The organism is Octadecabacter antarcticus 307, assembly GCF_000155675.2.
Classification (GTDB): Bacteria; Pseudomonadota; Alphaproteobacteria; order Rhodobacterales; family Rhodobacteraceae; genus Octadecabacter; species Octadecabacter antarcticus.
In genome coordinates, this window is sequence record NC_020911.1 from 4293845 (window position 1) to 4316404 (window position 22560).

21 protein-coding genes, 1 tRNA gene, 2 pseudogenes and 1 other annotated feature are annotated in these 22560 nt (G+C 53.9%); of the genes and pseudogenes, 9 read left to right on the forward strand and 15 right to left on the reverse strand.

What is annotated here, in order from left to right:
- Positions 1 to 161: 161 nt before the first annotated feature.
- From OAN307_RS21890 to OAN307_RS21920, 7 genes are all read right to left on the reverse strand, one after another.
- On the reverse strand, positions 162 to 1781 hold the full coding sequence (locus OAN307_RS21890; protein WP_015501645.1) for a dihydroxyacetone kinase subunit DhaK: 1620 nt from the start codon (positions 1779 to 1781) through the stop codon (positions 162 to 164).
- Positions 1782 to 1795: 14 nt separating this feature from the next.
- Entirely contained in the window at positions 1796 to 2791 is a 996-nt protein-coding gene (locus tag OAN307_RS21895; RefSeq protein WP_015501646.1) for an ABC transporter ATP-binding protein, read from the reverse strand.
- Position 2792: 1 nt separating this feature from the next.
- Positions 2793 to 3881 (reverse strand): ABC transporter ATP-binding protein, encoded by a 1089-nt coding sequence (locus OAN307_RS21900; RefSeq protein ID WP_015501647.1) that lies wholly within the window; start codon positions 3879 to 3881, stop codon positions 2793 to 2795.
- A gap of 3 nt (positions 3882 to 3884) precedes the next feature.
- Positions 3885 to 4085, reverse strand: a complete 201-nt coding sequence (locus OAN307_RS21905) for a hypothetical protein (RefSeq protein ID WP_015501648.1) — start codon at positions 4083 to 4085, stop codon at positions 3885 to 3887.
- The gene (locus OAN307_RS21910) at positions 4082 to 5020 is read right to left on the reverse strand and encodes a carbohydrate ABC transporter permease (protein ID WP_015501649.1); all 939 of its coding nucleotides are present in this window, start codon (positions 5018 to 5020) and stop codon (positions 4082 to 4084) included. Before OAN307_RS21910 ends, OAN307_RS21905 begins: the two co-directional genes overlap by 4 nt.
- Positions 5017 to 5964: a carbohydrate ABC transporter permease gene (locus OAN307_RS21915; protein ID WP_015501650.1), complete on the reverse strand. Its 948-nt coding sequence runs from the start codon at positions 5962 to 5964 to the stop codon at positions 5017 to 5019. The genes OAN307_RS21910 and OAN307_RS21915 overlap by 4 nt, the downstream gene beginning before the upstream one ends.
- 139 nt (positions 5965 to 6103) lie before the next feature.
- On the reverse strand, positions 6104 to 7438 hold the full coding sequence (locus OAN307_RS21920; protein ID WP_015501651.1) for an ABC transporter substrate-binding protein: 1335 nt from the start codon (positions 7436 to 7438) through the stop codon (positions 6104 to 6106).
- A gap of 210 nt (positions 7439 to 7648) precedes the next feature.
- On the opposite strand from OAN307_RS21920, the gene OAN307_RS21925 reads away from it, so the two are divergent.
- Positions 7649 to 8683 (forward strand): LacI family DNA-binding transcriptional regulator, encoded by a 1035-nt coding sequence (locus OAN307_RS21925; protein WP_015501652.1) that lies wholly within the window; start codon positions 7649 to 7651, stop codon positions 8681 to 8683.
- A gap of 340 nt (positions 8684 to 9023) precedes the next feature.
- Here the strand turns inward: OAN307_RS21925 and istB are convergent.
- The 7 genes and pseudogenes from istB to OAN307_RS21960 all read right to left on the reverse strand — a co-directional run.
- Positions 9024 to 9665, reverse strand: a pseudogene (istB, locus tag OAN307_RS21930) (IS21-like element helper ATPase IstB); the annotation flags it as partial.
- A gap of 64 nt (positions 9666 to 9729) precedes the next feature.
- Positions 9730 to 11015 (reverse strand): IS3 family transposase gene (locus OAN307_RS21935; protein ID WP_085982893.1). Its coding sequence is split into 2 segments (ribosomal slippage): positions 9730 to 10712 and positions 10712 to 11015, totalling 1287 coding nucleotides; the frame shifts between segments, so codons are not numbered across the junction.
- Positions 10603 to 10719 (reverse strand) — a sequence feature (AL1L pseudoknot). (Overlaps the previous gene by 117 nt.)
- Positions 10969 to 11196 (reverse strand): DUF6538 domain-containing protein, encoded by a 228-nt coding sequence (locus OAN307_RS31540; protein ID WP_408634919.1) that lies wholly within the window; start codon positions 11194 to 11196, stop codon positions 10969 to 10971. The genes OAN307_RS21935 and OAN307_RS31540 overlap by 47 nt, the downstream gene beginning before the upstream one ends.
- Positions 11197 to 11257: 61 nt before the next feature.
- Positions 11258 to 11334: transfer RNA gene (locus OAN307_RS21945), tRNA-Arg, on the reverse strand.
- A gap of 47 nt (positions 11335 to 11381) precedes the next feature.
- The gene (locus tag OAN307_RS21950) at positions 11382 to 12782 is read right to left on the reverse strand and encodes a sensor histidine kinase (RefSeq protein WP_015501654.1); all 1401 of its coding nucleotides are present in this window, start codon (positions 12780 to 12782) and stop codon (positions 11382 to 11384) included.
- 25 nt (positions 12783 to 12807) lie between these two features.
- Positions 12808 to 14235 (reverse strand): dihydrolipoyl dehydrogenase family protein, encoded by a 1428-nt coding sequence (locus OAN307_RS21955; RefSeq protein ID WP_015501655.1) that lies wholly within the window; start codon positions 14233 to 14235, stop codon positions 12808 to 12810.
- Between the two features lie 2 nt (positions 14236 to 14237).
- A complete protein-coding gene (locus tag OAN307_RS21960; RefSeq protein ID WP_015501656.1) occupies positions 14238 to 14990 on the reverse strand; it encodes a TVP38/TMEM64 family protein in 753 nt (250 codons plus the stop codon).
- A gap of 304 nt (positions 14991 to 15294) precedes the next feature.
- Here OAN307_RS21960 and rpmH point away from each other — a divergent pair, with 304 nt between their 5' ends.
- Genes rpmH through yidD form a run of 3 tightly spaced genes read left to right on the forward strand, consistent with a single transcriptional unit; the run spans position 15295 to position 16105 of the window.
- Positions 15295 to 15429, forward strand: coding sequence for a 50S ribosomal protein L34 (gene rpmH / locus OAN307_RS27275; protein ID WP_083903176.1), 135 nt, complete (start codon positions 15295 to 15297; stop codon positions 15427 to 15429).
- 44 nt (positions 15430 to 15473) lie between these two features.
- Positions 15474 to 15875 carry a ribonuclease P protein component gene (gene rnpA / locus OAN307_RS21965; protein WP_015501657.1) on the forward strand — a complete coding sequence of 134 codons (402 nt, stop codon included), beginning with the start codon at positions 15474 to 15476 and terminating at the stop codon, positions 15873 to 15875.
- Between the two features lie 8 nt (positions 15876 to 15883).
- A complete protein-coding gene (gene yidD, locus OAN307_RS21970) occupies positions 15884 to 16105 on the forward strand; it encodes a membrane protein insertion efficiency factor YidD (protein WP_044038556.1) in 222 nt (73 codons plus the stop codon).
- Between the two features lie 39 nt (positions 16106 to 16144).
- Here yidD and OAN307_RS21975 read toward each other — a convergent pair whose 3' ends face one another.
- Entirely contained in the window at positions 16145 to 16693 is a 549-nt protein-coding gene (locus OAN307_RS21975) for a DUF3833 family protein (protein ID WP_044045087.1), read from the reverse strand.
- 112 nt (positions 16694 to 16805) lie between these two features.
- On the opposite strand from OAN307_RS21975, the pseudogene ttcA reads away from it, so the two are divergent.
- The 5 genes and pseudogenes from ttcA to yihA all read left to right on the forward strand — a co-directional run bounded on the left by ttcA (position 16806) and on the right by yihA (position 22554).
- Positions 16806 to 17688 (forward strand): annotated as a pseudogene (gene ttcA / locus OAN307_RS21980) (tRNA 2-thiocytidine(32) synthetase TtcA).
- A 155-nt stretch (positions 17689 to 17843) separates the two neighbouring features.
- Complete coding sequence (locus OAN307_RS21985; RefSeq protein WP_187292514.1) at positions 17844 to 19268, forward strand: bifunctional diguanylate cyclase/phosphodiesterase; 1425 nt, start codon at positions 17844 to 17846, stop codon at positions 19266 to 19268.
- 119 nt (positions 19269 to 19387) lie between these two features.
- Positions 19388 to 21160 carry a membrane protein insertase YidC gene (gene yidC, locus OAN307_RS21990; RefSeq protein ID WP_015501660.1) on the forward strand — a complete coding sequence of 591 codons (1773 nt, stop codon included), beginning with the start codon at positions 19388 to 19390 and terminating at the stop codon, positions 21158 to 21160.
- Positions 21160 to 21903, forward strand: coding sequence for an MOSC domain-containing protein (locus OAN307_RS21995; protein ID WP_015501661.1), 744 nt, complete (start codon positions 21160 to 21162; stop codon positions 21901 to 21903). Before yidC ends, OAN307_RS21995 begins: the two co-directional genes overlap by 1 nt.
- Positions 21904 to 22554 (forward strand): ribosome biogenesis GTP-binding protein YihA/YsxC, encoded by a 651-nt coding sequence (gene yihA, locus OAN307_RS22000; protein WP_015501662.1) that lies wholly within the window; start codon positions 21904 to 21906, stop codon positions 22552 to 22554.
- Positions 22555 to 22560 lie beyond the last annotated feature (6 nt).

Genomic DNA, 22560 nt, shown 5'->3' on the forward strand with positions numbered 1-22560 from the left:
AGCCAAGATGTAAAACTATGCGTATGTGGGCGGCGATCCGGCGCGCCCTTCAACGAGAAAAATTCACTGACGTTCGACAATCTCGGCAGCGTGACTGCACTTTGCGGTGATCTGTCGCGCGCTGAGCCAAAACGGTCCTAAGCAACGCTCGCAAGTTTTGGTCATGATGCGAGGTTTTCAAACAAGCGTGCAACAGCCTCAGCGCCCGGATCAACATGCCCGTCAAGCTGTTCGGCATTGATATACGTTGCGCGGCCCGCCTTGGCGGACGTCAATGTGGCGGTGTAATCGGCCCCTTTGCGCGCGGCAGTCGCCGCATGCGCAAGCCCGTCGTCAAGCGCCTCAAGTGCTGGAATCAACGCATCCACCATCGTGCGATCACCTGGGTTCGCCCCGCCGACGTGGCGCATCCGCTCGAGACCAGATTGCAAAGCAGACCGCATCGATTGTCCGGACGCAGACGCATCCCCCGCCGCGGCAAAGAAGATCGCCAACAACACACCGGATGAGCCACCCATGGTCTGGCTCAACTCCAACCCGATGGCGCGGTAAAGCTGTGTGTGATCAGCCAACGGTAGGGTGTCCATCGCCCCCATCAAAGCACGTGCTGCCGATGCCAATGTGGACCCGGTATCACCATCGCCAGACTTAGCGTCCAGCACGTTGAGATGATCCTCCGATGCGATCAAGACCTCACAGCACATTGTCAGGAACGCTGCGGTGGCAGGATGGGGCGACGCGGGCGCACGGATCGGCGACAAGCCATCAGGCAAAGGCAAGACTGTTAAAGGCGCGCGCGGGTGGCATCCGGGCCAGCCCGCGACATCAACAGCCTGTGAAAGCAGTCCCGCATCATCCGATGTCATTTCAACAACCGAAACGGAAAACCCATGCATGTCCAACGCAGTCATCATGGCACTTGGACCGATAACAAGCGCAATCCTGCCCCCGATGCTGGACGCCAAAAGGTCATTCGTCAGGATCGACATTTCCAATACGGACGCCGCGCCCAGATTGTTGATCAACACCGCATGGGGCGCGTCCGCCATGGTCGCCGCCAACTTTTGGACAACCTTCGCGATAGCGTCCTTGGCCCCAGAAGACGTCACTTGTTCAACACCTGCTTCGCCATGAATACCCAAACCAAGTTCAACCATCCCTTCGGGGATACGGTCCTCTTTCGGCGACCCGGGAACAGTGCAGGTGTCCAAGGACATACCAATGCTGCGGCTGTTCTTGATGACCCGTTCCGCAGCCAGCGTGCAATCTTCCAGCATTGCACCGTTTTCGGCCATTGCACCTGCAATCTTGTGGACAAACAACGTTCCAGCCAAACCTCGCGCCTGCGGCAGGTCCGGCAAGGCCACATCGTCATCAACGATCACCATGGAAACCTTGTGACCGAAGGCGCGCGCCCGTTCAGCGGCCAGACCAAAGTTCAGCCTGTCTCCCGTGTAATTCTTGACGATCAATAAACAGCCGGCTGGGCCAGTCACGGCCAAAATTCCTGCCAGCACCGCATCAACAGACGGGGATGCGAAAACATCGCCGCACACCGCTGCTGTCAACATACCCGCGCCGACGAAACCCGCATGTGCAGGCTCATGGCCAGACCCACCACCCGAAACTAAGGCGACTTTTGATTTGTCCCAATCACTGCGCACGACCACCTTGATGTGCGGGTAGCCGTCAAGACGAGTCAGTTTGCCGCCTGATGCAGCGATCGTGCCGTCGATGGCCTCTGTTACCATGTCTTCTTTTTGGTTGATAAACTGCTTCATGGTCATTTCCCCCGTTAGGCCACGCGCGCGCCATCAGCGCCGAAATAAAGTGCTTTGTCAGGGCGAATTTTGACAACGTCGCCCGCTTTTAGATTGGTGTACGCATCCGTGACCGTAATCAGATCATGGGATTTGAACGATAAGTGAAGGCGCGTCTGGTCGCCTAGATGTTCAACGCGATTGACTATGCTGTCTTCACCGTCACCTTGCACAATCTGCTCGGGGCGCAGTCCGATATGTGTGGCAGACGCAGGCCCGCCACCAAACACATCCGCCGGCAGAACATTGATCCGCGGTTGGCCAAGCCGACTGGCCGCGTAGATACTGACAGGGCTTTCATACACCTCGCGCGGGCTGCCGAATTGCACCAGCTTTCCGTGGTCCAAAACCCCAACATGGGTTGCCATTGTCATGGCTTCGATCTGATCATGCGTCACATACAGGAATGTTGCACCGGAATTGGCCTGAATACTCTTCAGCTCAATCCGCAGGTCCGAGCGCAATTTAGCGTCAAGCGAGCTAAGTGGTTCGTCCATCAGATAAACCGACGGCTGGCGCACCAACGCACGGCCAATCGACACGCGTTGCATCTCACCACCTGACAAAGCTGTGGCCTTATTATCAAGTTTGTGACTGATCTGCAGAACCTCTGCGACCTCGCCAACCTTGCGGTCAATCTCATCCTGCGGTGTCCTGAGGATTGGGGATTTGAGTGGAAACTCGAGGTTCTGGCGGACTGTAAGGTGCGGATAGAGCGAGTATTGTTGGAACACCATCGTCACATCGCGCTGCGCGGGCGTATAGCTTGCCATGTCGCGACCACCAATGGTTATGCGTCCGCTGTCCGGCTTGTCGAGGCCAGAGACCATGCGCAATGTCGTTGTCTTTCCCGCGCCTGTCGGCCCCAATAAAACAACGAACGACCCGTCTGGAATGGTCATGGACACGTCGTCCAAACCAATCTGGTCGCCAAAGGACTTGGAAATATTTGTAAGGGTGACTTCAGCCATCTTAGATCACTCCTTGGTTGGCATGGCTGCGCAATGCGTGGCCAGTGGATGCATCGAAAAGGGTGACAGTGCGCGGATCAAACCGCAGACCGGTTTGTTGCCCAACGGAAATCTTATCCGACGACGCAACCCGCGCTTTGATCTGCCCGTTGGGTGTATCCAGCGTGACGATCTGTGTCGTGCCAAGGTATTCTGTGGCCACGACACGCCCGCGGTAGCCTGCACTGTCATCAAGAAAGATATGCTCTGGGCGGATACCGAACGTCAAATCACCGTTGACGCCATCAATGGATTTGGGGATCTCCAGCGAGACGTTCTCAAGCTGAACGCTGTCAGTATCCTTTGAAACACTTCCCTTAAAGTCGAGGAAATTCATACAAGGCGACCCAATAAATTGCGCTACAAATTTTGTCGCGGGCCAGTCATAAATTTCTTGTGGTACGCCAAACTGTTCAACAACACCGTGGTTCATCACGACGATCTTGTCGCCCATCTGCATCGCCTCAAGCTGGTCATGGGTCACATAAACCGTCGTGGCATTCATACGATCATGCAGCGCGCGCAATTCTTCAGACATATGCTCGCGGAATTCTGCGTCCAATGCACCCAGAGGTTCGTCCATAAAGAACGCTTTGGGGTCGCGTACAATCGCTCGGCCAAGGGCGACGCGCTGACGGTCACCACCAGACAGACCGCCGACAGACTTATTAAGGATGTCCGTGATGCCAAGGATCTCGGCAATCTCATGTACCTTTTTCTTTACTTGCGCCTTTGGCATGCCTTGGCTGCGCAACGGGTAGCTGATGTTCTTGCCCACATTCATATGCGGATACAGTGCGAACATCTGAAACACGAAGGCGATATCGCGCTTGCTGGCGGGTTTTTGGCCCACTTCCTCACCGTCGATGTAAATCTCGCCTGATGTCGGCAGTTCAAGCCCCGCCATCATCCGCAGTGTCGTGGTCTTGCCGCAGCCTGATGGGCCAAGCAGCATAAAAAACTCGCCATCCTCAATCGTGAAGGTTGAAGATTTTACCGCATTGAACGACCCAAAATCCTTACGCACGTTTTCAATTCTTATCTGTGCCATTTGTTACTCCGGAAAATGGCTGACGATGATGAACATCACCGTGCCGACAAGGGTTACAATAAATGAGTAGCTATAAAGAATGAGCAGGAACGGTTGCATCAGCATGATGACCCCTAATGCGATGAGGATGGTCGCCAGCGTTTCCCATGAGCCACGGCGAAACCGCACGAGACCACTGAGGAAGGTGTTGATAAAGACGATCATTTGCGAACCGCTCCGAATGTGATCCCACGCAGCAGGTGCTTGCGCAACAAAATGGTAAAGACCATAACAGGGATGAGAAAGATCGTCGCACCTGCCGCAACTGCAGGCCAATCTTTGCCGCTCGTGCCAATGATTGTCGGGATGAACGGCGGCGCAGTTTGTGCCGTGCCAGACGTCAGAAGAACGGCAAAGGCATATTCGTTCCACGCAAAGATCAGGCAAAAGATTGCTGTCGATGCGATGCCAGTGGCTGCCTGTGGCAAGACCACTTTGTAGAAGGCTTGGAACCGCGTGTAACCGTCGATCAGTGCAGCTTCTTCATATTCAATCGGGATCTCGTCGATGAACCCTTTCAGCAACCAGACCGACAATGACAAGTTCACTGCGGTATACAGCAGGATCATACCAAGGTGCGTGTCGTTAAGCCCCAAATTTCGGAACATCAGGAAGATCGGAATGGCAACAGCAATCGGCGGCATCATCCGGGTGGACAGAATGAAGAACAACAAATCATCCTTAAGCGGCACCTTAAAGCGGCTGAACGCATAGGCCGCCATCGTCCCGAGGACCATACACAGTGCCGTCGACCCAAACCCGATGATGACCGAGTTTAAGAAACGTTCACCGTAGCGCGATGGTCCGGAAATGACCGTACCGCGTTCGCGGGCGATTTCGTCGTACCACGTGGTTGGCGGCCCAGCGGCCTCAAGCATATCGTCCGTCGCGCGGGTCCGATCCGTGAACAGGTTCACATAGCCTTCAAGCGTGGGTTCAAAAACGACAACAGGTGGATAGGCGATTGAATCAACAGGCGATTTGAAGCCCGTGGCAACGATCCAAAGCAGCGGGATCAGCGTGATAACAGCATAGGCCACCACTAAGATACCAGCGAACCATTTGGCGCCCTTGGACGGGTCTGTGACTGAAAAGCTCATCGTTCTTTTACCTTGTTCAGGGCTTTGACGTAGATCGACGCAAGGCCGAAGACGGTCACAAAGAGGATCACAGCGTAGGCGCTTGAATAGCCCGTGCGCCATTTTTCAAACGCTTCGCGCTTCAGATCGATTGAAGTCAGCGTGGTCGTGTTGCCCGGCCCACCGCCAGTGAGTTGCACGACCAGATCGAACATCTTGAAATTCTCAATCCCGCGAAACAGCACGGCCAACATCAAAAACGGCAACGCCATCGGAATCGTTATGGTCCAAAATTGCCGCCATTTGCTGGCACGGTCACATTCGGCGGCCTCATAGATACTGTCTGGGATTGACCTAAGCCCCGCCAGACAGATCAGCATCACAAACGGTGTCCACATCCATGTGTCGGCGATGACAATCGCCCAAGGGGCCAGATGCACATCCCCAATCATCGAGAAACTGGCCGGATCGCCACCTGTGAAAAACGTAACCGCATAGTTGAACAAGCCGATTTGTGGCTGATACAGGAACGTCCAGAAGTTACCGACCACGGCGGGCGACAGCATCATCGGGAAAACGATAATCGTCGTCCACAAATCGTTGCCCTTGAATTTCTTATTGATCAGGTAGGCCAATGTGAAGCCAATCAGCACCTGCAATACAATCGTCCAGATCAAGAAATGTGCGGTGGCCTGCATCGTGGCCCAGACGTCGGGATCGTTCAAAATGCGTTGGTAATTTCGCAAGCCCACCCACTCAACATCGTTGTTGGGACGGTTAACGCGGAAGTTGGTAAAGCTTAGGCGGATCGTCCAGATCAGCGGGAAGATATTCACAGCCAGCAGCAAAAACAAAGTGGGGGCCACGAATATCCACGCGATGGTGCGATCCGAAAGCCCGCGAATGCGCTTTGCTACCCCGTCGGGCGTTTTGGCCGCCGCCCTGTCCATGGGGGAGTGTATCATATCAGTATTCCTTCAGGCGCGGGGTGCAGCCCGTGAAGATGAATGTATCAGGAGAATGAACCGCCAGCCGATAAAAACCGGCTGGCGTTCAAGGTGTTAGTCGCCAAACCAAAGGATGGCGTCCGACAAGGAAGAACCTTTAGATCTTGCCTTCGTCCTCGAAGACTTCGATCCAATCACGAACCAAACCATCCAAGGCTTCTTGCGCAGTACCTTCACCGGCGATCACAAAATTATGCATGCGTTCCTGCATCGGGATCAGCAGGTCCGCATAGGCAGGCTCTGCCCAGAAGTCTTTCACGATCGCCATAGAGTCGAGGAACGTCTGCGCATATGGTTGGCTGGTTGCGAAATCGGGTTGTTCGACCACGGCGCGCAATGCAGATGCACCGCCCAGATCCCACCAACGCTGTTGAACCTCAGGTTGGGCAAACCACTGGATGTATTCCAGAGCAGCATCCTGTTTTTCAGAGTAAGCAACAACCGAGATACCCTGCCCGCCCAATTGCGCAAACTGGCCGGCTGGGCCTGGTGGATTCGCGAAGTAACCGGAATTGCCGCCACCGACATTTTCGTCCGCTTCAACACCTGGCCAGATGAACGCAAAGTTCATTTGCATCGCAACCTGACCGGATCGGTAGGCATCGATGTTCTCGCCCATATACCAGTTTGACGAACCGGGAGGCGTGCCAACATCATATAAGTCTTTGTAAAACTGGAGCCCTTCAACAGCTCCGGCAGAGTTTACAAAACCCTCGATGTCATAGGGCTGATCTGGGTTTTGGTATTGAAATCCATAATTATACAAAGCGTTCGTTACGCCCATAGTGATGCCTTCGGACCCTCTCTCTGTGTAGATCGCGGCACCATAGACCATGGTACCATCAATATCGCGACCCTGAAAGAACTCGGCGATGTCCTTAAGCTCGGCAAGCGATGCAGGAACGTCCAGCACACGCCCGAATGTGTCCATGAATTCTGCCTGAAGCTCAGGGCGCTCGAACCAGTCTTTGCGGTACGTCCAGCCAACAACATCGGCGTAGGCGGGCAATGCGTAATAGTTCGGCGTGTTCTTTGGCCATTCAGCATAACCAGTTACTGTTGCTGGCAGGAAATCATCCATGCTGATACCGTTGGCATCAAAGAAATCGTTCAATTTCACATAGTGGCCGTTTTCAGCACCGCCACCGATCCATTGACTATCACCGATCATAAGATCGCATAACTGCCCACGTGAATTAAGCTCGTTCAACATGCGATCAGCGAAGCTGGTCCATGGCACGAATTCGAAATTCATCGTGTGGCCTGATTGCTCTTCGAAATCTTTACTCAGCTCAATCAGCGAGTTTGCTGGGTCCCAAGCAGCCCAGCACAATGTTAAGTCTGTCGCGTGGCCGTCGGCCACCACAGCAGTGGTCATGCCCGTCGCCAGAATTGCGCCCGCGGCCGCTGTCATCATTAAATTGGATCTCATTTGATCTCTCCTCCCAAGGATTGTTGCAAGCCCAGCCCCCTCGCCGTGCTTTCTTAGTCGGACAAACACTAATGACGCACGTGCCTCAAAACAAGCATTTTCTGAGACACGTGCGTCATTAAGTGCTATGTCACGCAAGCGATCCGTGATTATTCAAAGTGATTTAGAGTTTTAAAGCACTGATATAAATAATGAAAATATGATTTTCCAATGCATAAACTCATAGTTCGGCCAACAACAAAAGATCTTGCAAAGGCTGCCGGCGTCAGTCGCGCAACAGTTGATCGTGTTCTAAATGGGCGCGAAGGCGTGAAGCAAAAGACCGTCGACAGGGTCCAGCAAGCGATCAAGGATTTAGGATTCGTTCGTAATTTGCAGGCCGCAAATCTTGCGAAATCTCAAAGCTATCGCTTTATTTTTGCCCTGCCCAAGTCCGGAGATCAATTTCTGGAACAAATCGTCCAGCACATCGCAGAAGCTGAAAAAATATTCTCGTCCGACAACGTCTCTTGTGATGTCCGCCATATCGACGAAAACGACCCGCATAGTATCTCGGATTTCCTCGATACCCTCGTACCAAGCGATGTCACTGGTGTCGCGATCATGTCGCCCGAAACACCGCAAGTGCGTGACGCGATTGCACGTCTCCAAGACGGAGGCATCGCAGCACTGCCTTTCATCTCCAACCAAACGATGATGGACGCAGATTGGGTCGGTATCGACAACCGCGCGGCGGGTGCGACCGCAGCCCTCTTGCTCGGGCAATTTGTCGGGCAACGGTCTGGTTCAATCATGGTTATCTCTGAAAGCATGCAGTCACGCGATAGCCTAGAAAGGCGCTTGGGGTTTGATGACGAACTGAATCTCAATTTCGCCCACCTACGCGCCCTGCCGTCGCTCGAAACTTATGGCAATGAAGCCCGCGCCAAAGAAATCATTGCGGTATCGCTAACCAGCAACCCCGACACGGTCGGAATTTACGTTGTCACGACAGAGGCCCGCACGCCATTGTCGATTGTTGAGGCGTTGGAAATTGACCCCTCGATCATCAAAATCGCCCATGAACGGACTCCATTTACAGTAAACGCATTGCGCACCAATGCTGTAAACGGGATCATTGCCCAAGACGCGGGACACCTTGTGCGTAGCGCCATCAGGCGCCTCAAAGGGAAAGTGGACAAACAGCAAACCCTTGGGTCGCAAGAAAAGATCCGGATCGATATCCTACTTCGCACGAACGTTTGAAAGCTGGGCACGGCGTCGGTGACTTTTCCGCGTGACGGCATGACTGAGGTCGCTTTCGCATCGTGAGCGACAGACAGCGCAATAGCCTTCACTCATTTTCGGCATTATGGAGCAAGCTCACCAAATAAGGTTATTTATCAGCTTACCTCTAATGATGGGTTCTATATTCGTCCCAATGTCAATCGCAGCGTAACAAGGGGCCGTGTCGCGGCTTAAAATGGGTCCACTGAGTTGTCGTTTATCGTGCGCTTTGGCGCGCGTGTTTGTCACTTAGCCGAAGCGTGTCAAAGCGCATGTTGGCCGTTAGGCCGACATTCTTCTGGTCTTGTTTCAGCTTTGATTATTGCTGTTTGTTACGGCTGTGTTTGAGGCGGTAACTTTCGCCGTTCGTCTCGAGGATGTGGACATGGTGGGTCAAACGATCCAGCAAAGCACCTGTGAGGCGTTCGGAACCAAAGACTTCCATCCACTCATCGAAAGGCAAGTTTGAGGTTATGATGATGGACCCGCGTTCATAGCACTGAGATATGACCTCAAAGAGCAATTCAGCGCCAGATTTACTCAGAGGAACGAAGCCTTACTCATCAATGATCAATAGGTTCTGGCTTGTCAGCTGCTTTTGTAGTCGCTGCAATTTCCGCTCATCCTGGGCTTCAATCAAATCGTGGACCAATGCCGCCGCTGTCGAGAAGCGCACTTTCAGCCCTCTTTGGCACGCGGCCAATCCCAGCCCCAAAGCGATGTGCGTTTTACCTGTCCCAGAAGGTCCAAGGGCGATGACGTCCTCCCTGCGATCCACGTAGTCGCAACCCGCCAGGTCCATCGTCAGGGGCTTGTTCAGACTGGGCATGATCTTGAAGTCAAAGCTATCCAAGCTCTTCGTGCTGGGGAACTTCGCGGCCTTGATCCGCCGTTCAATCATCCGGCGTTCGCAGTCGATCAATTCCATCTCACACAGCCGCGCCAGATAGTGGATGTGATCCCTCGCCCGACAGGGTATCGCGCAGCAATGTCCCGGCTTTACCGGAGGGTGATTTATTCAATGACTAGGCGAGCATATCGAGTTTGTTCAGGTTTGCATAGAACGCCTCCTCTGCTTCTGCGGGTGTGATGTATCCGATGGGGCCGAGCAGGCGGCGGTTGTTATACCAATCGACCCATTTCAGCGTTTCCCACTCAACCTCACGCATCGATTTCCATGGACCGATTTGGTTGATGACTTCGGTTTTGAAGAGGCCGATGACGCACTCGGCCAGCGCATTGTCGTAGGCATCACCGACGGTTCCGACCGAGAGATCGATTTCGGCCTCGGCCAGGCGCTCGGTATACTTGATCGACAGGTATTGTGATCCGCGGTCCGAGTGGTGGACCAAAGCCTTGTTATCTGGTGTTTTTCTTTGCCAGATTGCTTGCTCCAACGCGTCGAGCACGAATTGGGTCTTCATTGATGTCGATGTGCGCCAGCCTACGATCCGCCTTGCAAAGACATCAATCACGAACGCGACGTAGACTGTCCCTGACCATGTGGGCACGTAAGTGAAGTCTGAAACCCACAGCTTGTTTGGCCGATCCGCCTTGAACAGGCGGTTCACCTTGTCGTCCATTGCCTGGCAGGCGATTTGCAAAGCAAATCTGCCGAGAGGGGGGCATGGCAAAGACGTGTCCGGGTTCGTGGTAATGACCTTCTTGCCACGAACGACGCCTTTGATGCCCAAGGCGCGCATCAACCGCTCCACAGTGCAGCGGGCAACATCCTCACCCTCCCGTCGCAGAACATGCCAAATCTTTCGGGCTCCGTAGAGTTTGCAGTTGTCCGCCCAGGCCCCGTCGATCTTGACGCTCAGAGCGGCATCAGACTTGGCACGAGCTGACGCCCGCTCAGGATCACGCGCGATGGCGCGCCGGTCATAATAAGTGGAAGGGGCAAACTGCAGCGCCCTGCAGATTGGCTCGACCCCAAGTGTCTCTCGGCTTTCCGCAATGAAATCCATCATTTGCGAAACGGGCGGTCGAGCTCCGCCTGTGCAAAATACGCCGACGCCTTACGCAAAATCTCATTGGCTTGACGCAGTTCGCGGTTCTCACGCTCAAGTTCCTTGATCCGCGCCTTCTCAGCGCTGGTAGGCTCTGGCCGTTCGCCGCCATCGCGCTGGACCTGACGGGCCCAAACGCGAAGGCTGTCCGGCGAACAACCCAATTTACCCGCGATCGCCGTCAGCGCCGCAGCTTCGCTCTGATATTCATCGCGGTGTTCCATAAGCAGCCGAACCGCACGCTCGCGGAACTCAGGTGAATACGGCTTCGAGGTCTTCTTCTTTTGTGTCTGTTCCATAACGGGCAATTCTCCGAGAGTTTTGCCCTCCGGTAAAGCCGGGCCGGTTCAATCTGGTCCTCAGTGAGTATGCGATCTTTGATCCTTCGTAATATTTCCGAAGTTCGCTTGGTACCCTACGCTCGAAGTAATAAATCCCATCCTTCGTAAAAGAAAAGGGAACCGATTTGTCATACGCCATGTCCTACACCCATTGAGTCTCTTCAAGAAACCGATGGTATTCAATGGGTTAAATTCGGAAGTGGTGCACCCGAGAGGATTCGAACCTCTGACCCCCTGATTCGTAGTCAGGTACTCTATCCAGCTGAGCTACGGGTGCATCACGGGCGATCTAGCGATCCTGTCGAGCCTTTGCAAGTGACAAATCTAAACGATCGTGGGCGAAAGGGTCAGGTCGGATTTCGGCAAGCTGATCACAAAGCGCGTGCCCGTCTCATCCGTGCGCTCAAGATCGAGCCTGCCACCGTGCCCGCGCACCAGTTCTGCAGCAATTGCCAATCCCAAGCCGGATCCACCACGGGTTGTGCCGCCTTGAAAGGCCTTAAATAAATGCTCTTGCGCAGTCTTGGGCAGGCCTGGGCCAGTATCAGTGACCGCGATCTGCCAACAGCTGTCATTCTCTGATCCGACGACGCATATCTCACCTGATTTACCACTCGCTATAATTGCTTGGCGGGCATTGCGCACAAGGTTGCCGATGACACGATAAAGCTGCTCCGTGTCGGCGCGCACGTTCATACCCATCGGAATGTCTTCGGAAAACGACATATCGTGATCCCCGACAGCCAGCCGTTCGCCCGCGATCACATCATCCACGGTTTCTGCCAGCGATACCCGCGTCAGTCGCGGAGCGGGTTCTTCTGCGCGTCCAAAGGTCAGCGTGCTTTCGCACAGGTTCACCGCGCGGGTGATTGAATTCACCAGCTTCGGGGCCAGCCTGCGCACCGTCGGATCATTGGATGCGTCAATGCGGTCAGTGAATAGCACAGCTGACGTAAGGATATTGCGCAGATCGTGGCTGATTTTGCTGACGGCACCACCCAATTGCGCGAGCCGTTCTTTCTGTTTTAGCGCGCCTGTCAGTTGGGTTTGCAAGCTCGCAAGGGCTTCTTCCGCCTCGCGCAGTTCAGTGACGCCAGCGTTCGGCATAATAATCAGCCGCGCGTCTTCAGGGGCTTTGGCGTAGGCCTGCATGTGATCGATGACGCCCTTGATGGGCTTCACGATAAAGCGGCGGACGGCCAAAAATAGCAGTCCGGCAGTCACAATTGAAATCACCGCCGATAGGATGAGGATGCGGATGCCATAGTCTATCAGCGCCACCCGTAACGGTGACGATGGCAAAGTAATTTCTATTAGCATGCCACCGTCTTGCACCGGATTGCCAATCACGCGGAACACCCGCTCTTCCGTGTCCCAGAGCCCGATCAGCGCATCACGGATCAGCATCCATGCAGGCGGATCGCGCATATCGAATGTCTTATGGATCGGCGCCGGGATCGGTGATGACAGGATCAACTGGCGGACCTCGTCGCGGCGCAGCACCACATTGAAGACGCCTGCGTTCTCAAGCAGTTCAGCCTCAAGCTCGGGCATGATCATATCATCAGCCAGCAGGGTCAGCGACGCAATCTGCGCCCGTTCCAACCGGTTAAGAAAATAATTTTCTCTAAACCGCGCAACGGACGGCACAAAGATCAACAGCTCAGCAATCAGCACGAACACCGTCGTGAGGATCAAAAATCGCCCTGAAAGGGAATTGAGCATTCTGCCGTCCGTTTCTGTTCAGATCTTATGGCAGCCAGCGCTGCACCAAACCTACCACACGTTTGATCATAGGGCTTTCAAACAACCTAGGGGTAAAATAGGCCCCCGCAGCGCGCTTGTTAATCTCAGATACGGTGGGATAGGGCAAAACAGTTTCAGCAATTGCTGACATTTTCATCTTATTGGCAATTGCCATAGCCCACATGCCAATCAATTCGCCCGCCATAGCGCCCACAATTGATGCGCCAATTGGCTTACCTTTGACGACCATCACTTTGATCAGGCCCGTTGTTTTGCCCTCAGCGATGGCGCGGTCGTTTTCATGGTAGGGGAACCGCACAACTTCGACGTTGCCCCCAAATTTTTCTTTTGCTTGGGCTTCGGTCAATCCGACTTGTGCCAGTTCGGGGTCCGTATAGGTCGCCCACGGAATATGGTCTGTGCGCTGCTTGCTTGGCAAGCCGAACAACATCGACCGAATCACAACGCCCGCGTGATAACCAGCAACGTGGGTGAATTGCAGCCCACCCGCCGCGTCGCCAACGGCATAAACTTTCTTATTGCTGACGGACCGTAGGTCGGCCCCGACTTCGACACCGCCACGGCCCCATTTTACGTCCGCCCTATCCAGATCAAGATTTTCGACATTAACTTTGCGACCCACGGCCATCAACAGGTGCGATCCGGTGAAATCGCCCTTTGGGGTGTGCACAGTCACTTTGCCTTTGGCGCCTTTGGAGCCGCTGATTTTGGTGGCCTGCGCTTCTTCGATGATTTCGACACCTTCCGCGCGCAGTTTATCCAGCACAATTGCAGCCATTTCCGGGTCATCCTTGCCCATCGCCTTGGCGCCCTCAATGACTGTCACTTTGGACCCAAGCCGCAAATGCGCCTGCGCCATTTCCATGCCGATGGGTCCGCCACCAACGATGATCAAATGCTTGGGCCGGTCACGCAGATCAAAGATGTTTTCATTGGTGTAAACATCAACATCTTCCAAGCCCAGAATTGGTGGTACGAACGGACCAGACCCCGTGGCGACGATAAAACGCCGCGCTTGGATGATTGTGTCACCTGCTTGAACTTCGGTTTGACTGATAAACTTGCCAAATTCTCGGATCACGTTGACGCCGAAACCCTCAAACCGTTCTTGGCTGTCCACGGGTTCAATTGTTTCAATTACTTTACGCACGTGGTCCTTGGCGGCAGCAAAATCCACGTCGGCCTTCACAGCTTTCACGCCCAGATCGCCAGTGTGGCTCATCGCATAGGCCAGCTTGCCAGCTGCGATCAGCGCCTTGGACGGCACACAGCCATAGTTCAGGCAATCACCACCCATTTTGTGACCCTCAAGCAGCACCACTGATGCCCCCATCTGGGACGCCCCCGCCGCGATCGACAATCCACCGGAACCAGCACCAATAATACAAACGTCAGTTTTGATACGCTCCATGATTATAGGCCCTTCTTACCGCGCACGGCCTTGATGATAATGGGAAGAACGGCCAGCACACTTAGGCCAAGGATCGGCAACAGGATGTGGGGTTCAAATATAACTCCAAGGTTTGGGGTCTCACCATTGGCAAATACTTCGCCAAGCCCAGCGCCAACAGACGTGTAAACAACTGCTCCGGGGATGATGCCAAAGAAGGTAGAAATTACAAAGCGACGCAATGGCACTTCGAGGAACGCAGGGATCAAATTGGCGAGGAAGAAGGGCACCGCTGGCACCAGACGGATCAGAAACAACATCGACCATTGGTTTTCGTCGATCCCGTCTTTGATCTTCTTGACGATGCCTTCGGACCCTTCAAGCTTCGCGCCCAGCTGTTTGCCAAACCCCCATCGCGCGGCCATGAAAATGCCCGTTGCGCCCATCGTGGCCGCGATCACGTTGAACAAAAACCCTGGGAACGTCGCGAACAGGAAGCCGCCCGCCAACGTCATGATCGTCGCCCCCGGCAGACTGAACGCCACCACCACAGTATAAATGGCGATGAACACCAACACGGTCAGCAGGTAATTCGCATCGCGAAACGCAATCAGGCTTTCGCGGTTTTCCGCCAACCCGTCGAACGTTAGGTAATCACGCAAGAAATATGCACCTAACACTGCAACCACACCGATCACGATGATCGGCAAACGTTTCATCAGGGCGCTGGATTGGGTGGCATCAGTTTCAGCGGTGGGTCCGGGGGCGTCAGTCATTTTTGTCACGTCTCTTGTTGCAAAGGGTGTATCGAATTACACCTTAGATGGACGAGCGCGCGCAGACTGCATACCCCTATCACGGCGCGTTGATGCAGGGTGTTCATTTGACTGGGTTTTGTTGCAATTGTCGTGAAGACTGTAACATTTCGCTTGCGCGCTTCGTGCATTGTTGCAGACTTTCGCAGCTTCGCGCGTTGACACACGCCCCGCGCCCCCCTACAGAACGGGCTTCGATATACGACGATAAATTCTTGAGGCTCGAATCCTAATTTGGGGTTCGCCCAAATACCGGAGAGACGCAATGAAGCGTACATTTCAGCCTTCCAACCGCGTTCGTAAGAATCGTCACGGTTTTCGCGCACGTATGGCCACCAAAGCTGGCCGTAATATCCTCAATGCACGTCGTGCAAAGGGTCGCAAGGAACTGAGCGCTTAATTGCGCTTGGCGATGTCGCGCCAAAGGTGCGCGACAGATCTGATATGACGTCGCCTGAGGAAACTTTAGAAACCGCCGAGGTATCGCCCACGGCGGTTTTATCTGGCGTTTCTGCATGTATTGTTGTGATGAAGACCCGCGCAAATTTTGTTGCTGCGTCCAAGGCCCGTTATCAGACCGCCGCAAGCCTAACTGTGCAGATGCGGGATCGTCGTGATGGCGACAACGCGGTGCGCGTGGGCTTTACCTGTTCCAAAAAAGTCGGAAATGCCGTTGCGCGAAACCGTGCTAAACGCCGCCTGCGCGAAATTGCGCGCCTTGATTTGCCTACGCTGGCTAAGGCCGGCCACGATTACGTGCTGATTGGCAAAAAGGATGTAACCGAAAATCGCGACTTCGAAGCGCTGCGTGCTGATTTCGCCAAAGCGCTTGGCAAGCTCGTATGAGTCGCCGCATGTCGCCTTTGGCCCTCATCGCATCACTGCCAATCCGATTCTATCGTCTGGTTTTTTCGCCTTGGGTCGGCCACGGCTGTCGTTTCCACCCGACGTGTAGCGCCTACGCGATGGAGGCCCTGCGAAAGCACGGTGGCATCAAGGGAACCGCGCTGACAATCCGCCGTGTGATCAGATGCAATCCATGGGGCGGGTCCGGCGTCGACAACGTACCGGACTAAACGACTTCGAATCAGGAGTCTTAGGCGATAGGCAGGCTGCTATTGCTTCTCGAATGAAATCACGACTTGCCCGATGTTGAACCCAAACCGTTTCACATAGGCAATGTTCAGCAAACGGTCATGTGTCTGCTGCCACATCCAATCATCGAACGTCACGCGCAATGTCTCTGTTGGGCCGCCAGCGACGGGCACAGTCGGATCGATCTGATATTGCCAGTTCAAACGATCACCTTGCTCTTGTCCGACTGCTTTGCCAATCACCCCCGGCGCAGTCCCCTCCCATGTCTGATCCGAAGTTACGGAACCAGTCTTGACCAATGTACAGATGCGCTGTTCGACTGATCCGTCTTCGTAGACAAAATCTTCAACCAGTCGCAGGCGCTCTCCGTCCCAATCGCCGCCAATGGTCACAACGAAGGATCTCCGGACTGTTCCCAGAACGTCCTGAAATTGACCGTCGGCCAAGAGATCTCCGTCAAAAAACGATTCAAGATCGAATTGGACGTCCGAAAGGCTGGCGTCATTAAATGATGGCTTTCCGGTGCAGGCGGCAAACGTGGCGAAGGCGGCTAGGGTAATATGTTTCATGGCTTTGTAGGCAGCCCCCGCGCTGACGGATGACCGGAACGTCGCCGTACATATTTCAAGTGGCCTATTTCGTCCCCTTGTTCGACCCAATGCCTCGCTGTATTCCAACGTCATGCTTGATTATCCAGACAATATTCATCCGCCATTTTATGGCACGCCTAAAACGACGGCGTTCAAAAAAACTTCGCAAGCGGCTAATCCAAAATACGCGTGAAGCGATTGAAAACTACGGGATGATTGATGACAGTGCTGAGCGGCCGAAATGGCTGATCTGTCTGTCGGGCGGCAAAGACAGCTACACTTTGCTGGCCGTGTTACATGAATTGCAGTGGCGCGAGTTGTTGCCCGTTGATTTGTTGGCCTGCAACCTGGACCAAGGTCAGCCCAATTTTCCCGCCACGGTCCTGCCAAAATTCCTGAAGGACATGCGGGTGCCACACCGAATCGAATACCAAGATACGTACTCAATTGTGGTCGATAAAATTCCCATGGACCGAACAATGTGCGCACTATGTTCTAGATTTCGGCGTGGAAACCTTTGTCGAATTGCCCGCGAAGAAGGCTGTAGCGCAGTTGTCTTGGGCCATCACCGCGACGACATTCTTGAGACGTTTTCATGATCATGTTCCATGGTTCGCGGCTTACGGCTTGCGGCGATGCCGCCGAAACTGCTCAATGAAAAGGGCGATTTACTCGTCTTTCGCCCACTGGCACATGTTGCTGAAGCAGATTGTGAAAAATTTAGCAGTTCAATGGGTTATCCTATAATTCCATGTGACTTATGTGGATCGCAGGACGGACTGCAGCGCCAGCAGATCAAATCCATGCTGGACCAATGAGAATCCAAAGCGCCCGGGCGGCGGCAACAGATGTTTGGTGCCTTAAGCAACACGCGCCCATCGCACCTGCTGGACCCCGCGATTTTTGACTTCAAAGGACTGAGCCGCGTCGTTAACGAATTGGTCCCCAACGAAACTTACAGATCGGGCAATTAACCTTCCGATAAGAACGCTGCCGTATTGAAGACTGCAATCCTGTCTGTTCTGGCGACAGGTTTTGGAAAGGTCCATCAATGCTCAATCGGTCGGGTGCGCCCCTCAATTTGCGATACAAGGCTTACTCAGCAACCGGCATCGCAGCGAGTTGCGGAGTGGCGATTGCGATCCTTGGTCTGCCAGGTATTTTGGCGAGCCTGATTTTCATGCCACTCGTGATTTTGTTGATCATTTTACCTTCAGGGCAGCAGCCGGACGTTCCAGCTATCATGACAAAGGACAAACGAGGTCTCATCGTTGGGTGCCTGTCGCGTTTCATCGATGAAATCCGCCACCCAACGGTCGCCATGATTGTCGAAATCGATGACTACCAACAACTTGAGGAGGTTTATGGCCGCGAGTCACTAGAAAGTGCACTGACTTTCACGCAATGCGTGATCCAAGAACATCTGACGGAAGCAGACGTGACAATTCATCTGGACGGTTCGCGGTTTATGTCCGCCCTCGCGCCGCAGGCGCCCCATGAACACGAAGCTATGCTGAATACCTGCACCCGTATCCAACAAGCGCTGTCCAATGTGCCATTCATGACCGAACTACCTGTGCAATTAACCGCATCGATAGGATTCGCTGCGTCAAATATGCTGGAACGTCCTACTGCAGAAGGGCTCATGCGAGCATCGTTCTCAGCGCTGTCTGAGGCCCGTCGCAAAGCACCCAACGCCGTGCGCGCCTTTTCGGAGGCTATGTTGTCACGCCAGGCTTCACTGCAAAAAATCACAAAAGATGCGAAACGTGCGTTTGAGCAGGGCGAAATATTTGCCTATTTCCAACCACAACTGAACCTCGACGATGGAACTTTGTCAGGGTTTGAAGCGCTGACACGCTGGCACCATCCCGAACGTGGGATCATTTCACCTGCAGATTTCTTGCCTGCCTTGGAACAGGCGGGGTTGATGCAAAAACTCGGCGATACGATGATCAAGCAGGCACTCCAGGCACTTACGTTTTGGGATAAATCTGGACTGAATGTCCCACAGATTGGTGTGAATTTTTCGACCATCGAACTTCGGAACCCACACCTAGTTGATCGCATCGCAATGCACTTGGACGTGAGCAATATCGCACCCCACCGTTTGGTTATTGAGGTTTTGGAAACTGTCATCGCCGATGACGCTGGCGATGACATTATCGGAAATCTTGCGGCGTTGGCCGAGCTGGGCTGCGGGATTGATCTGGATGACTTTGGGACCGGTTATGCGTCGATCACCAACATTCGACGGTTCAGTGTCGGTCGCATCAAGATTGATCGCTCCTTCGTGGCGGGTGTCGATACGGATTCCGAGCAACGCAATATGGTCGCGGCAATTCTGACGATGGCTGACAGACTAGGTGTACAAACTTTGGCAGAAGGCGTTGAAACACGTGGCGAAAAGGATGCGCTGCACGCCTTGGGTTGTCACGATGTACAAGGTTTTCAGATCGCACGACCAATGCCGGTGCAAGAAACTGTCGAATGGGCGACGGCATATTTCCAACGATCCCATGCGCCCGCCCACTTCCCTAAACGCGCAGGCTAAGACACTCCATGTGACAAAGCCGCCCAGAGTCCGCAGAAATAAGGCAAAAGCGCTTGACCTTTGTGGCCCTGACCTGTTGAACCTGCTGGATATTTCAATGGCAGTTTCAGGCGGCTTAAATGGACGACCAGAACAAAAATCTCATCCTCGCAACAGCGCTCAGCTTCATCGTGATTCTGATCTGGTTTGTGTTGTTCCCTCCTCCGGACGTGACTGAACCCGCGCCCACGGCAGAGGTCACGTCGACTGATGGCACAACGCTCGGTGTAGACGCGCAAGTTCCAACGCAAGTCGCCGTACTCCCGCCTCTATCCGCGGAAGATGCGATTGCAGACGCACCGCGCATCATGATCGATAGCGAAAATCTGACCGGATCGTTGTCCCTGACAGGTGGTCGAATTGATGACCTATCCCTTAAGGACTACCGCGTAACGCTGGATTCCGATGCCGACCTCGTGCGGCTTTTGTCGCCCATCGGTACCGAAGCGCCCTATTACGCTTTGAACGGTTGGGTTGCTGCCGTAGGTGCGACTGCAGACCAAGTCCCCGGCGCTTCGACGCAATGGCAACTAGAATCAGGCGATACGCTGGAACCCGGTAGCGATATAACTCTCATTTGGGACAACGGTGCTGGACTGACTTTCCGCAAGACATTCGCTGTGGATGAAAATTTCCTGTTTACCGTCACTCAAACCGTTGAAAATTCCACCGGTGCTGAAATTGCTCTGCGCCCTTACGGTTTGGTGGCACGTCACGGCGAACCTGACCAGATTGGTTTCTTCATTCAGCACGAGGGCGTTGTGCGAATGTCGGACGGGTCGATGGAAGAAATTAATTACGGCGATATGCCAGATCTCACATCAGACGAAGGCCGCATCGAAGTAGAAGAAAACGGTTGGATCGGGTTTTCAGACCAGTACTGGATGACCGCGTTGATCCCCACGCCAGGTCGCGATTTCCGGTCTACGGCCAAGTTTGCCAATAATATCTATCAAATCGAAACTGTTTACCCGTTGACCACAGTCGCCTCTGGCGCCACAGCTTCAGCAGAAACCCAGTTTTTTGCAGGTGCCCAAGAATGGGTCGTCATTCGTAGTTATCAAGACGATCTCGGTATCGATCGGTTCCTTGATAGTATCGACTGGGGCTGGTTCTTCTTTTTGACTAAACCAATCTTTGCTGTTCTGCATTGGCTCAACGGGCTGATCGGCAACATGGGTTGGTCGATCATTTGTCTTACTTTTGTGATAAAGGCACTTCTGCTCCCGCTGGCCTACAAATCCTATGTTTCAATGGCTAAGATGCGGGAACTACAGCCCGAGATGGCGAAGCTCAAAGAAGCAGCGGGCGACGACCGTGAGAAGCTCCAGAAGGGCATGATGTCTCTTTATAAAGAGAACAAGGTGAACCCTGCATCTGGCTGTCTGCCAATCTTGATGCAAATCCCGATCTTCTTCTCTCTGTATAAGGTGATCTTCGTCACAATCGAGCTGCGACATGCGCCGTGGATCGGCTGGATCAATGACCTAAGCGCGCCGGATACATCGACGCTTTATAACCTGTTTGGCCTGCTGCCATGGGGTGCCCCAGCTCCAGATTCGATCCTCGCGCTGGTCTTTATTGGCGTCATGCCGATCGTTTTGGGTATTTCCATGTGGTTGCAGCAAAAGCTAAACCCAGCACCCACGGACCCAACGCAGAAGATGATTTTTGCATGGATGCCTTGGGTCTTTATGTTCATGCTTGGCAGCTTCGCAAGTGGCCTCGTGCTGTATTGGATCGCGAACAACACGATCACGTTCATGCAGCAATATGCCATTATGCGCAGCCAAGGGTTCAAGCCTGACTTGTTCGGGAACATCACCGGGCGCAAAGATTCGGATCCTGAGTGATGGGAACGGTTGCTGAACTTTGGCGACACCCGATAAAAAGTCACGGTCGCGAACCCCTTGCGGCTGTGGATCTGAGCGCTGGAAAATGCGTACCGTGGGACCGTCATTGGGCCGTCACCCATAAAGATAGTAAGTTTGATGGCGGCGCGTGGGCGCGATGCCGAAACTTCATGATCGGGTCGCGCACCCCAGGGTTGGCGGGAATTTGGGCAGAATTTGATGCCGCAACTCAGACGATTACGCTGCGCCATCAAGACCTTGGAGAGATTACTTTCAACCCTGACGATACGGACACAGGGTTTTTGGATTGGGTTGCTCCCTTGTGCCCACCCGATCGCGCAGCACCCAAAGCCATCGTTAAGGCGACGGATCGTGGGATGACAGATAGCGAACTTCCGTCTGTCTCAATTATGAACCGAGCCAGCCATATGGCCGTTGAAGCGGTGATTGGTCACCCGTTGGAAATGGAACGCTGGCGGGGTAATATCTGGCTCGACGGAGTTGATGCGTGGACCGAACTTGAGTGGATGGGTCAAACGATCCGCATTGGCGAGGCTGAACTTGAAATTCGTGAACCGTGCGTGCGATGTATGTTAACGGCGGCCAATCCGGTGACGGGCGTGCGCGACGCGGACACACTTGGCGCTTTGAAAAACACATTCGGCCACCAGCATTTCGGCGTTTATGCCGTGGTGACAAAAGATGGCCATGTCGCCCTCGGCGACCAAACACAGGTGCTTTAGATGCAACTCCCGTTTCTTGCGGCAGAAGACCCCGATGACATTACCCGCGAGGCGGGCCGCAAGATGTTTGCGGGCGAAAACGATTTCGTCAAAGGCGTTGTCGCGATGGATGGCTTGCCCGATCCGGACAGGCCCGAGGTGTGTTTTGCGGGGCGGTCCAATGTTGGCAAGTCCAGCCTTATCAATGCACTGACCGGCCGAAAAGGCCTTGCGCGGGCCTCAAACACCCCTGGCCGCACGCAAGAAATCAACTACTTCACCGCTGGCGACAGCCACTACCTTGTCGACCTGCCCGGATACGGTTACGCGAACGCGCCCGTTCCTGTCGTTGAAAAATGGCAACGTTTGTTGAAAAACTATTTGCGCGGCCGTGTGACTCTGCGCCGTGCATTCGTGCTGGTTGATGCACGCCATGGTATCAAAGCCGTAGATGAAGAAATTATGGCTCTGCTTAGCAGTGCAGCGGTGACGTTCCAATGCGTGATGACAAAAACCGACAAGCTGAAAAAGGGTGATCTGGACGCAGTTTTGGTACAAGTTCGCGCAAAACTGTCCAAATTTGCCTCTGCATATCCTGAAATGGTGATCACATCGTCCGAAAAGGGCGACGGCATTGAAACATTGCGCGCAATCATTGCAGGGATAGACTGACCCGCA